Origin of the sequence: Enterobacter sp. RCC_40 (assembly GCF_041360735.1) — a bacterium.
In the GTDB taxonomy this organism is placed as follows: domain Bacteria; phylum Pseudomonadota; class Gammaproteobacteria; order Enterobacterales; family Enterobacteriaceae; genus Enterobacter; species Enterobacter ludwigii.
The window spans coordinates 69,467-81,116 of the sequence record NZ_JBFUPR010000011.1 but is presented as its reverse complement, the minus strand read 5'-3'; the positions used below and the strand labels follow the sequence as shown (position 1 = coordinate 81,116).

The window sequence follows — 11,650 nt, the reverse complement described above, 5'->3', positions numbered from 1 at the left end:
GCCGCTTCGTTTTCGCTGCGGCGCGGGGTGTGCATATTACGCTTTCCCGCTTCAGAGTCAAGCATTTATTTTCGCTTGTCTCTGTTGGCGTTCATCTCTGAACCCCGCTAACCCGGCGGCGTGTGTGCCGTTGTTCCGTGTCAGTGGAGGCGCATTATAGGGAGTTATTCTGAAGTGACAAGCACAAAATACAAAAAACTTTTCGTTCGCTCACTTTTCAAACGTCACGCCTATTTAAGCCGCGAATCGCCTGATAAATGTGCGATCTCCCGCGCAAAACTGGCGACCTGCGACCAGTCGGTATACACCACCTCTTTGCGCGTATCGGTTTCGCCGCCGGTCATCTTCATAATGAGGCGAATCATAAAGCGGTCAAACCAGCGATAGCGCGGATAACGCAGCGCGCCGGCAAAGACGGCGCTGATGTCCGGCTGCCACGGAGAGCTCAACAGAAACTTGCGCGTATAGCTGTTGGTCTGCGGCGTACGTTTCTCAGGTTTACGCGCCACCAGATTGACCGAGTAAAAAGCCCCGGGCAGTTTATTGAGTACTGCCGTATGCTTTTTCACAAAACGATCCAGCGCCGGATGGAAATGCCCATAACGAATAGACGCGCCAATAACCACACGGTCGTAATCCTGCCAGGCTATCTGCTCCGTGCGGTTCAGGTTCACCACATCAGAGTAAATCCCCAGCTCTTTTAATTCTGAAGCCAGATATGAGGCAATCTCACGCGTTTGCCCATCCCGCGTAGAGAAAAGAATAAGTGTTTTCACCGACGACTCCTTACTCGCGCCAGAATGTTGGGGTGAACAGCACCAGCAGCGTAAAGACCTCCAGACGACCAAACAGCATGTTGGCGATGAGGATCCATTTCGCGACCGGGTTCATACTGGCAAAGTTATCCGCCACAACCCCCAGGCCAGGTCCGAGGTTATTCAACGTTGCAACGACGGAAGCAAAGGCAGAGAAATCATCCACCCCCGTCGCGATAATCGCCAGCATACTGACGATGAAGACCAGCGCATAGGCCGAGAAGAACCCCCACACCGCTTCAAGAATACGTTCCGGCAGGGCACGGTTACCCAGTTTGATGCTGTAAACCGCGTTCGGGTGGACCAGACGTTTAAGTTCACGGTTCCCCTGCTTAAACAACAGCAGAATACGGATCACCTTCAGGCCACCGCCCGTCGACCCCGCACACCCCCCGATGAACGCAGAACACAGCAGCAGTACCGGCAGGAACAGCGGCCAGCGCGCAATACTGTCCGTTGTAAAACCGGCGGTGGTTGCCATCGACACCACCTGGAAGAACGCCTGATTTAACGTAGTCAACGCGGAGTTATAGACATCGTGGAACCACAACACCACGGTACAGATGATGACCAGCGTAAGCTGGACACCAATGAACATGCGAAACTCCGGGTCACGCCAGTACACCTTCAGGCTACGCCCGCTGAGTAAGGAGAAGTGCAGACCGTAGTTACAGCCGGAAATCAGCAGGAAGATGGCAATGATCGTGTTAATGGTGGGGCTGTCGAAGTAACCCACGCTGGCATCGTGGGTCGAGAACCCGCCGATGGCGATCGTCGCAAAGCTGTGCCCGATAGCGTCGAATGCAGGCATCCCGGCAAACCATAATGCTAACGCACAGGCGACCGTCAGTAAGACATAGATAAGCCACAGGGTTTTCGCCGTCTCGGCTATGCGCGGGCGCATCTTGTTATCTTTCAGTGGACCCGGCATTTCCGCACGGTAAAGCTGCATCCCCCCGACGCCAAGAATAGGCAGAATGGCCACTGCCAGGACGATGATCCCCATCCCCCCGAACCATTGCAGCATCTGGCGATAAAAGAGAATGGCATGCGGTAAGGAATCCAGCCCGACCAGCGTGGTCGCCCCGGTCGTCGTTAAACCCGAGAACGATTCAAAAAACGCATCCGTGACGGTCAGATTAGGCTGTTCAGAGAAGATAAAGGGTAGCGCACCCACGCTTCCCAGCACTGTCCAGAACAGAACAACAATCAAAAACCCTTCGCGAGATTTCAGCTCACCCTTTTGACGACGGTTTGGCCACCACAGCAGAGAGCCAATCGCCAGCGCGACAAAGAAGGTCTGGGTAAATGCCCGCCCCGCGCCGTCCCGGTAGATAAGCGCTACCAGTCCTGGGAGAATCATCGTCCCGGAAAAAAGTATGACCAGCAGTCCAACGATTCGGGTAATGGCACGAAAATGCATCTCTGCCGCTTCCTTTGGTATTCAAAAAAGTGAGGTGGGGATTATTCTTCAATCGGCAGCAATTGCAACGAACCGCGACTAAAATCCGCCAGCTTTGCTGAAAAAGCAGCCAGTTCCGCCTGCGGAAGCGCCACGCGTAGTTGCACCATTGCCTGATAGTCACTGTGCGCGATGACGCCGTTAAACTGCTTTAGCAATGCCTCAATGCCGGATAACTGACCGTAATCGCACAGTAAAGTATATTCGGTGAGCGGCGTTTTGCGGGTGGTAATCAGCATATTCAGTGCCTGCTGAACCCCACCGCCATACGCTTTAACCAGTCCACCCGTGCCTAATAAGATACCGCCATAGTAGCGAACGACCACGGCGGTGATTTCACCCACGCCGCTGCCCATCAACTGGGAGAGCATGGGTTTACCGGCTGTGCCTGCCGGTTCACCGTCATCGGAAAACCCCAGCTGTTGTGAATCGTTCGGCGGCCCTGCCACCCACGCCACGCAGTGGTGACGTGCGTCAGGGTGCTGCGCGCGAACGGACTCAACAAACGCTTTTGCCGCCTCAACGCCGTCGGTATGTGCCAGCAGCGTAATGAATCGACTCTTCTTAATTTCCTCAACAAAGGTGACCGGTTCAGCCGGTATCAGCCAGCTATCCATCAGGCCAGCTTCAGGTCTCGCGTCATATTCTCAATACCGTTTTCGTGGATCACCACGTTGTCTTCGATACGAATACCGCCAAACGGTTTCAGCGCTTCAATTTTGTCCCAGTTGAAGTGCTTGCTGAACGGGCCTTCACGCCATGGCGCTAACAGCGATTCGATAAAGTAGATACCCGGCTCGATGGTCAGCACCATACGCGGCTCAAGAATACGCGTGCAGCGCAGGTAAGGATATTTAGACGGCGCGGCCAGGTGCGTACCGGTATCGTCCTGCATAAAACCGGCAACATCATGAACCTGCAGGCCCAGCGGGTGACCAATACCGTGCGGCATGAACGGGCCGGTCAGATCGTTTTCCACCATCGCCTCTTCGCTCATGTCTTTCACGATCTGGTGCTTACGCAGCAGTTTAGCGATGCGCTGATGGAACTGGATGTGGTAATCCACATAGCTGGTTCCCGCTTTCATGGTGCTAATAAGCGCCAGTTGCTCATCGTTAACGTCTTTAATCAACTGTGCAAAATCGGTATCCGCATTTGCCGCCCAGGTGCGGGTCAGGTCGGCCGCATAGCCGTTGTACTCTGCCCCGGCGTCCAACAGGAAGCTGCGCATCTCGGATGGCACCTGGTGATCGAGCCTGGTGTAGTGCAGAACGGACGCATGCTCATTCAGCGCGACGATGTTGCTGTAAGGGACATCAGTGTCACGGTGGCCGGTGGCGGTCAGATACGCCTGGTTAATATCGAACTCGCTCATGCCAGACTGGAACGCTTCATGCGCAGCACGGTGACCGTTTACCGCCGTTTTTTGCGCTTCACGCATGCAGTAAAGTTCGTAGTCGGTCTTATAAGCGCGATAGTAGTGCAGATAATCCAGAACCCCTTTCGGATTGAGTTTATCCGCCGGAATATCCAGACCGAGCGCACGCTCAGGAACCGGGCCAATATAAGCAATGTTGCCGCGCCCGGCTGGCAGGAGGCTGCCAATGCCATCGGCTTTTGGTAAAGCGATAACGTCCACTTCTTCCGTCCAGAAGCTGGTCGGCAGCGGCTCAACGTTGTGCCAGTAATCGACAGGCAAATAGAACCACAGTTTCGGCTTGTTCACCCCGTCCACCAGCAACCAGCAATTTGGGACCTGCGTGACGGGCACCCAGGCTTTGAACTGCGGGTTGACCTTAAACGGATACGCATGGTCATCCAGGAAGGTGTTAATCAGCTCTCCGGAGTGGATTAACAGCGCATCCAGCTTAAAGCGCGCCAGTACATCACGGGTACGTTCCTGTAGGGTAACGATATGATTTTTATAAAGCGAAGCCAGTGAGTCCATCTTTCTTCCTTTCATTTTTCTGAGCTCAAGTCATCGCATCTTAGCACACCTGACTCCGACTGCGTGATTTCCACCGACCGTGATCAATGCAGCAATTTCTTAATGAGAAATTTGCATTTTATTAACATAAATCCCACACTCCGTCTCATCTGGTATGACCAGATCCACTTGCTGGATTCAGGAGACTGACATGCTCTACAAAGGCGACACCCTGTACCTCAACTGGCTGGAAGATGGCATTGCCGAACTGGTGTTCGATGCCCCCGGCTCAGTCAACAAGCTTGATACCGCGACGGTGGCCAGTCTTGGCCAGGCGCTGGATGTGCTTGAAAAACAATCTGAATTAAAAGGACTGCTGCTGCGCTCAAACAAAGCGGCTTTTATTGTCGGTGCAGATATCACCGAATTCCTTTCACTGTTCCAGGTCCCGGAAGAACAGCTGAGCCAGTGGCTGCACTTTGCCAACAGCGTCTTTAATCGTCTGGAAGATCTGCCTGTTCCGACAGTCTCCGCCGTTAACGGCTACGCGCTGGGCGGCGGCTGCGAGTGCGTGCTGGCGACCGACTATCGTCTGGCCACGCCAGACCTGCGCATCGGCCTGCCGGAAACAAAACTGGGCATCATGCCAGGCTTTGGCGGTTCCGTACGCATGCCACGCATGCTGGGTGCCGATAGCGCCCTGGAGATCATCGCCGCCGGTAAAGATGTCGGGGCGGAACAGGCGCAGAAAATAGGCCTGGTGGACGGTGTGGTTAAACCAGAAAAACTGATTGAAGGCTCCCTCGCCATTCTCCATCAGGCCATTAATGGCGACCTCGACTGGAAAGCCAAACGTCAGCCGAAGCTTGAACCGTTGAAACTCAGCAAAATTGAAGCCGCCATGAGCTTCACCATCGCCAAAGGGATGGTGATGCAGACGGCAGGCAAACACTACCCCGCGCCCATTACCGCCGTTAAAACGATTGAAGCCGCGGCCCGCTTTGGCCGTGATGAAGCGCTGAAACTGGAAAACCAAAGCTTTGTTCCGCTGGCGCACACTAATGAAGCTCGCGCACTGGTGGGCATCTTCCTGAACGATCAATTCGTGAAAGGTAAGGCGAAACAGCTGACCAAAAATGTTGAGACGCCAAAACATGCGGCGGTACTCGGTGCAGGCATTATGGGCGGCGGCATCGCTTATCAGTCGGCCTGGAAAGGCGTGCCTGTGGTGATGAAAGACATCAGCGAGAAATCCCTGACGCTGGGCATGACCGAAGCGGCCAAGCTGCTGAATAAACAGCTGGAACGCGGCAAAATTGACGGTCTGAAACTCTCAGGGGTGATCTCGACAATCCACCCGACCCTGGACTATAGCGGTTTCGACCGTGTGGATGTGGTCGTTGAAGCGGTCGTTGAGAACCCGAAAGTCAAAAAAGCGGTGCTGGCGGAAACCGAAGAGAAGGTTCGTCCTGATACCGTACTGGCCTCAAACACCTCCACCATCCCGATTAGCGAACTGGCAGACGTTCTGAAGCGCCCGGAAAAGTTCTGCGGTATGCACTTCTTTAACCCGGTGCACCGTATGCCGCTTGTCGAAGTGATCCGTGGGGAAAAAACCTCTGACGAAACGATCGCCAAAGTCGTGGCATGGGCCAGCAAAATGGGCAAAACCCCAATCGTGGTCAACGACTGTCCGGGCTTCTTCGTCAACCGCGTGCTGTTCCCGTACTTCGCCGGTTTCAGCCAGCTCCTGCGCGACGGTGCGGATTTCCGCAAAGTCGACAAAGTGATGGAAAAACAGTTCGGCTGGCCGATGGGTCCGGCGTATCTGCTGGATGTGGTCGGCATTGACACCGCACACCACGCCCAGGCGGTGATGGCGGCAGGCTTCCCGCAGCGCATGCAGAAAGATTACCGCGACGCCATTGACGCCCTGTTTGACGCCAGCCGCTTTGGTCAGAAAAACGGCCTGGGCTTCTGGCGCTATAAAGAAGACAGCAAAGGTAAACCGAAGAAAGAAGAAGACGCGGCGGTGGATGGCCTGCTGGCCGACGTCAGCCAGCCGAAACGTGACTTCACCGACGATGAAATCATCGCCCGAATGATGATTCCAATGATCAACGAAGTGGTGCGTTGCCTGGAAGAAGGCATTATCGCCAGCCCGGCAGAAGCCGATATGGCGCTGGTGTACGGCCTCGGCTTCCCTCCGTTCCACGGCGGCGCGTTCCGCTGGCTGGATACGCTCGGCAGCGCCCGTTATCTCGATATGGCTCAGCAGTACCAGCACCTCGGCCCGCTGTATGACGTGCCGGAAGGTCTGCGTAACAAAGCGCGCCATAACGAACCCTATTACCCAGCAGTTGAGCCAGCCCGTCCGGTTGGCGAGCTGAAAACGGCTTAAGGAGTCACAATGGAAAAGGTTGTCATTGTTGATGCGATTCGCACCCCGATGGGCCGTTCAAAAGGCGGTGCATTCCGTAATGTGCGCGCGGAAGACCTCTCCGCGCACCTGATGCGTAGCCTGCTGGCGCGTAACCCGGCACTGGACCCCGCTGCGCTCGACGATATTTACTGGGGCTGTGTACAACAAACCCTCGAACAGGGCTTTAACATCGCCCGTAACGCTTCGCTGCTGGCGGAGATCCCGCATTCAGTTCCGGCGGTGACCGTTAACCGTCTGTGTGGTTCGTCAATGCAGGCGCTGCACGATGCGGCACGCATGATCATGACCGGTGATGCGCAGGCCTGTCTGGTCGGCGGCGTGGAGCACATGGGCCACGTGCCGATGAGCCACGGGGTTGATTTCCACCCGGGCATGAGCCGTAACGTGGCGAAAGCGGCGGGAATGATGGGCCTGACCGCTGAGATGCTTTCCCGCCTCCACGGCATCAGCCGCGAAATGCAGGATACCTTTGCCGCGCGCTCCCACGCACGCGCCTGGGCCGCAACGCAATCCGGCGCATTTAAGCATGAGATCATCCCAACCGGTGGTCACGATGCTGACGGCGTTTTGAAGCAGTTCAGCTACGATGAAGTGATTCGCCCGGAAACCACTGTAGAAACCCTTTCTACGCTGCGCCCGGCGTTTGACCCGGTCACCGGTACGGTAACGGCAGGCACCTCGTCTGCCCTATCTGACGGGGCCGCCGCGATGCTGGTGATGAGTGAAAGCCGTGCCCGCGAGTTAGGCCTGACGCCTCGCGCCCGGGTGCGTTCGATGGCGGTGGTGGGTTGCGATCCGTCCATTATGGGTTACGGTCCGGTGCCGGCCTCGAAGCTGGCGCTGAAAAAAGCAGGCTTAACCACCAGTGATATCGATCTGTTTGAGATGAACGAAGCCTTTGCCGCGCAGATCCTGCCGTGCATCAAAGATCTGGGCCTGATGGATCAGATAGACGACAAGATTAACCTCAATGGCGGCGCGATCGCCCTCGGTCACCCGCTGGGTTGTTCCGGGGCACGCATCAGCACCACGCTGATTAACCTGATGGAACGCAAAGACGCTCAGTTTGGTCTGGCGACGATGTGTATCGGGCTGGGTCAGGGTATCGCGACGGTATTTGAGCGAGTGTAAATCTTCGAGGGGTTCTTACAGCCAGTGTCGCCAGAACACGGCGGCACGCGAGCGGCACCCGATGCGCTTACGGAAGTAAGGGATTCGGGTGAGCACGCGCAGCCAACGCAGTTATGGCGCCAGTGGCGAAGAGATAAAGTTTAGTTGCCGTTCTTCCCGCCTGTCAGGGGCGGGTTTTTTATTTAAATGAACGCGAACGCATCGCCGAAGAGACGGTCTTCACGCGCGTCACGTTCGTTGCAGAACAGATCACGGGCAATTTTCGCCATCTCAAAACGGCCAGCAATATAGATATCATGTCCCGCCAGCGTGCCGTGATCCTGCAGCACCGCCGTCAGTACCGTACCGCTGCGCCCACGCCAGCCCTCTTCAGGCTGCTCCACCACCGGCTCAATGCGCAGGTGTGGATGATTGACGCTTAATGCTTCCAGTTCAGACAGGTCGTAGAGATGTTTCTCTTCGCGGCCGCCCCAGTAGATGGTGATATCGCGATCCGGGTTACGCGCCAGGGCCGTCAGCAGGATAGAGCGCACGTAAGAGAAACCCGTTCCCCCCGCAATTAGGATCAGCGGACGGTCTTCATCTTCACGCAGCCAGGCATCACCATGAGGAATATCCACCACGATTTCACGTTCTTTCAGAATGCGATCCATGACGGCCATCGCATACAGGTTAAGCTCAGACGCACCAATATGAAGCTCAATAAATTCCTGCTCTGCTGGCGTAGAAGCCATAGAGAAGGGACGCTTATCACGCTCATCCATCACGACCATCAAGTACTGACCGGCGCGGAAAGAGAATGCCGCTTCAGGTACTAAACGGACGCGATATACGGTGTCGGTGATAGCATCTACCGAGGTCACTTTACAGCTTAAGGTTGTCATTCGCTCTCTCTGTCGTGAAGTCTATAGGGCTTAACGGCCTGTTTCAGGTTTACCGTTATTCATTATGGCCAGTTCATCCCAGATCGCGTCAATGCGCGCGGTCACGGCAGGATCTTTTTTGATCGGTCGACCCCATTCACGCTCGGTTTCGCCGGGCCATTTGTTTGTGGCATCCAGTCCCATTTTTGAGCCAAGGCCGGAGACCGGCGAGGCAAAATCCAGATAATCTATCGGCGTGTTTTCGACTAACACCGTATCGCGCGCCGGATCCATTCGCGTAGTAATGGCCCAGATAACGTCATTCCAGTCGCGGGCGTTAACATCATCATCGCAGACAATAACAAATTTGGTATACATAAACTGGCGCAGGAAAGACCATACGCCCATCATCACGCGTTTAGCGTGACCAGGATATTGCTTCTTCATCGTCACCACCGCCAGGCGATACGAACACCCTTCCGGTGGCAGGTAAAAATCAACAATTTCCGGGAACTGCTTTTGCAGGATCGGCACAAACACTTCGTTCAGCGCCACTCCCAGTACCGCCGGTTCATCCGGTGGACGTCCGGTATAGGTGGAGTGGTAAATCGCATCTTCACGCTGGGTGATGTGCGTGACGGTAAACACCGGGAAGTTATCAACTTCGTTGTAATAGCCGGTGTGGTCACCGTATGGCCCTTCCGGTGCCATTTCGCCCTGCTCAAGGTAACCTTCCAGAACGATCTCCGCGCTGGCAGGAACTTCAAGGTCATTAGAAATACACTTCACGACTTCGGTTTTGGTTCCGCGCAGCAGGCCTGCAAAGGCATATTCGGACAGCGTATCCGGCACTGGCGTTACCGCCCCCAGAATCGTGGCCGGATCGGCGCCTAACGCAACGGAAACCGGGAAACGCTCGCCCGGGTGTTCAGCACACCACTCCTGGAAATCCAGGGCACCGCCACGATGTGACAACCAGCGCATGATGAGCTTATTCTTGCCAATCAGCTGCTGGCGGTAAATACCCAGATTTTGTCGCTCTTTGTGCGGACCACGCGTGACGGTGAGCCCCCAGGTGATAAGCGGCGCAGCATCTTCAGGCCAGCATTGCATGACAGGAATTTTTGTCAGATCCACCGCATCGCCTTCCAGCACTTTCTGCTGACACGGTGCGCCGCGCAGACGTTTGGTTGGCATGTTAAGCACCTGCTTAAACTGCGGCAGTTTATCGAACAGATCGCGGAAACCTTTCGGTGGCTCTGGCTCTTTCAGAAACGCCAGCAGTTTACCCACTTCGCGCAGCGCCGTGACGTCCTCCTGTCCCATCCCCAACGCCACACGGCGCGGTGTACCAAACAGGTTGCACAGCACCGGCATCGAATACCCTTTTGGGTTTTCAAACAGTAAAGCGGGGCCACCGGCACGCAGGGTGCGGTCAGCAATTTCTGTCATTTCCAGATAAGGATCAACAGGAAGTGTAATGCGTTTGAGTTCGCCCTGCTTTTCCAGCAGCGTCAGGAAGTCGCGGAGATCGTGGTATTTCATGCAGTTAGTCATGGCCTCTCTGTAAGCGCTTCATTATACGGCGTAAGCCTGCTTGATGCTGTAATTTTGTTAAATTAGCGTGAACTTATGCATTCTGTTCCCTTTTCCCCCATTATAATCAACTTAGCGATCCCGCCAGGGTTTTGATATGCTTGCGCCCCGAACTAAGGGAAAGAGTGATTATGCAGGCCTGGTATTTACTGTATTGCAAACGCGGGCAACTTCAGCGCGCGCAGGAACATCTTGAACGTCAGTCTGTAAATTGCCTGACACCCGTGATCACGCTTGAAAAAATGCAGCGCGGGAAGCGCACGACCGTCAGTGAGCCATTATTCCCGAACTATCTGTTCGTTGAGTTCGACCCGGAAGTGATTCACACCACGACCATCAGCGCCACACGCGGTGTCAGCCACTTTGTGCGTTTTGGCGCTCACCCGGCAACGGTCCCGTCAACGGTGATTCATCAGCTTTCGGTGTACCAGCAACCTGAAGGCATCACCGATCCGGAAACCCCCTACGCAGGCGACAGCGTCGTCATCACTGAAGGGGCTTTCGAGGGCTTACAGGCGATTTTCGCCGAGCCTGACGGTGAAGCACGCTCCATGCTGCTGCTCAACCTGCTGAATAAACAGGTATTGCAGAGCGTGAAAAACACCGACTTCCGCAAAGTTTAAACGTCTATCCCGAACAGGCGACGCACGTTGTCATCCGTCTGTGCGCACAGCCAGTGCGGGTCTTCTCCGCGCCAGCGCGCTACGCTCTCAAGAATATGCCCCAGATAGGCCGGTTCGTTACGTCGAGAAGCCGGTTTGGGTTGCATATCTCGCGGCAGCAGATAAGGTGCGTCGGTTTCAACAAGCAAGCGGTCCGCCGGGATCACCGGCAACAGCTCGCGAAGCTCAAGCCCGCGACGTTCATCGCAAACCCAGCCGGTAATGCCCAGATATAACCCGCGTTCCAGACAATCCAGCGCTGCCTGCCGTGAACCGGTAAAGCAGTGCAGTACCGCACCGGGCAGTTTATCGAGCCAGGGTTCCAGTAAGGCGAGGAAGCGCTCATGCGCGTCACGGCAGTGCATAAACACAGGCATTCCAAGCTCCGCCGCCAGGGCGAGCTGGGCGGTGAAGGCCTTTTCCTGTTCGGCTGGTGTGGAAAAGTTACGGTTGAAATCGAGACCGCATTCGCCAATGGCCACGACTTCAGGGGTTTTCGCCAGCCTGTGTATGATTTCAGCGCTCTGCGGCGTCCACTGGCTGCTGTCATGAGGATGCACGCCAGCGGTTGACCAGCAGCGATCATAGCGCTGAGCAAGCTGCTGCGCCTGCTCGCTTTCTTGCAGGTTGGTTCCCGTCAGGAGCAGCCCTTTCACCCCGGCGGCAAAAGCACGCGCGACGACTTCATCGCAGTCTTTCGCAAACTGCGAGCTGGTCAGGTTGAGTCCGATATCAAACATGCGATTCCCCA

At 55.5% G+C, this 11,650-nt stretch carries 10 protein-coding genes; 3 read left to right on the top strand and 7 right to left on the bottom strand.

What is annotated here, in order from left to right:
- Positions 1–230: 230 nt before the first annotated feature.
- From hemG to pepQ, 4 genes are read right to left on the bottom strand one after another with little or no spacing between them, the layout of a single operon-like run.
- Entirely contained in the window at positions 231–776 is a 546-nt protein-coding gene (gene hemG, locus AB6731_RS22345) for a menaquinone-dependent protoporphyrinogen IX dehydrogenase (protein WP_371006820.1), read from the bottom strand.
- A gap of 10 nt (positions 777–786) precedes the next feature.
- Positions 787–2,238, bottom strand: coding sequence for a Trk system potassium transporter TrkH (gene trkH, locus AB6731_RS22340; protein ID WP_025202793.1), 1,452 nt, complete (start codon positions 2,236–2,238; stop codon positions 787–789).
- 41 nt (positions 2,239–2,279) lie between these two features.
- Positions 2,280–2,894, bottom strand: coding sequence for an IMPACT family protein (locus AB6731_RS22335; RefSeq protein WP_020882868.1), 615 nt, complete (start codon positions 2,892–2,894; stop codon positions 2,280–2,282).
- The gene (pepQ, locus tag AB6731_RS22330; protein ID WP_371006819.1) at positions 2,894–4,225 is read right to left on the bottom strand and encodes a Xaa-Pro dipeptidase; all 1,332 of its coding nucleotides are present in this window, start codon (positions 4,223–4,225) and stop codon (positions 2,894–2,896) included. Before pepQ ends, AB6731_RS22335 begins: the two co-directional genes overlap by 1 nt.
- Positions 4,226–4,415: 190 nt before the next feature.
- On the opposite strand from pepQ, the gene fadB reads away from it, so the two are divergent.
- Together fadB and fadA are read left to right on the top strand one after the other, a co-directional pair.
- The gene (gene fadB / locus AB6731_RS22325) at positions 4,416–6,605 is read left to right on the top strand and encodes a fatty acid oxidation complex subunit alpha FadB (RefSeq protein WP_371006818.1); all 2,190 of its coding nucleotides are present in this window, start codon (positions 4,416–4,418) and stop codon (positions 6,603–6,605) included.
- A gap of 9 nt (positions 6,606–6,614) precedes the next feature.
- Entirely contained in the window at positions 6,615–7,778 is a 1,164-nt protein-coding gene (fadA, locus tag AB6731_RS22320; protein WP_014172105.1) for an acetyl-CoA C-acyltransferase FadA, read from the top strand.
- Positions 7,779–7,960: 182 nt separating this feature from the next.
- Here the strand turns inward: fadA and fre are convergent, their stop codons facing one another.
- Positions 7,961–8,662, bottom strand: a complete 702-nt coding sequence (gene fre / locus AB6731_RS22315; protein WP_014172106.1) for an NAD(P)H-flavin reductase — start codon at positions 8,660–8,662, stop codon at positions 7,961–7,963.
- A 30-nt stretch (positions 8,663–8,692) separates the two neighbouring features.
- Positions 8,693–10,198, bottom strand: a complete 1,506-nt coding sequence (ubiD, locus tag AB6731_RS22310; protein ID WP_014172107.1) for a 4-hydroxy-3-polyprenylbenzoate decarboxylase — start codon at positions 10,196–10,198, stop codon at positions 8,693–8,695.
- Between the two features lie 170 nt (positions 10,199–10,368).
- On the opposite strand from ubiD, the gene rfaH reads away from it, so the two are divergent.
- Positions 10,369–10,860: a transcription/translation regulatory transformer protein RfaH gene (gene rfaH, locus AB6731_RS22305; RefSeq protein WP_020882871.1), complete on the top strand. Its 492-nt coding sequence runs from the start codon at positions 10,369–10,371 to the stop codon at positions 10,858–10,860.
- On the opposite strand, the gene tatD is transcribed toward rfaH, so the two are convergent.
- Complete coding sequence (gene tatD / locus AB6731_RS22300; RefSeq protein WP_371006816.1) at positions 10,857–11,639, bottom strand: 3'-5' ssDNA/RNA exonuclease TatD; 783 nt, start codon at positions 11,637–11,639, stop codon at positions 10,857–10,859. The genes rfaH and tatD overlap by 4 nt on opposite strands.
- Positions 11,640–11,650 lie beyond the last annotated feature (11 nt).

Excerpts from the sequence above, each read along its gene's own strand:
- AB6731_RS22335 (WP_020882868.1), bottom strand. The coding sequence starts at position 2,894 with ATGGATAGCTGGCTGATACCGGCTGAACCGGTCACCTTTGTTGAGGAA.
- pepQ (WP_371006819.1), bottom strand. The coding sequence starts at position 4,225 with ATGGACTCACTGGCTTCGCTTTATAAAAATCATATCGTTACCCTACAG.
- rfaH (WP_020882871.1), top strand. The coding sequence starts at position 10,369 with ATGCAGGCCTGGTATTTACTGTATTGCAAACGCGGGCAACTTCAGCGC.
- ubiD (WP_014172107.1), bottom strand. The coding sequence starts at position 10,198 with ATGACTAACTGCATGAAATACCACGATCTCCGCGACTTCCTGACGCTG.
- tatD (WP_371006816.1), bottom strand. The coding sequence starts at position 11,639 with ATGTTTGATATCGGACTCAACCTGACCAGCTCGCAGTTTGCGAAAGAC.
- fadB (WP_371006818.1), top strand. The coding sequence starts at position 4,416 with ATGCTCTACAAAGGCGACACCCTGTACCTCAACTGGCTGGAAGATGGC.
- fadA (WP_014172105.1), top strand. The coding sequence starts at position 6,615 with ATGGAAAAGGTTGTCATTGTTGATGCGATTCGCACCCCGATGGGCCGT.
- trkH (WP_025202793.1), bottom strand. The coding sequence starts at position 2,238 with ATGCATTTTCGTGCCATTACCCGAATCGTTGGACTGCTGGTCATACTT.
- fre (WP_014172106.1), bottom strand. The coding sequence starts at position 8,662 with ATGACAACCTTAAGCTGTAAAGTGACCTCGGTAGATGCTATCACCGAC.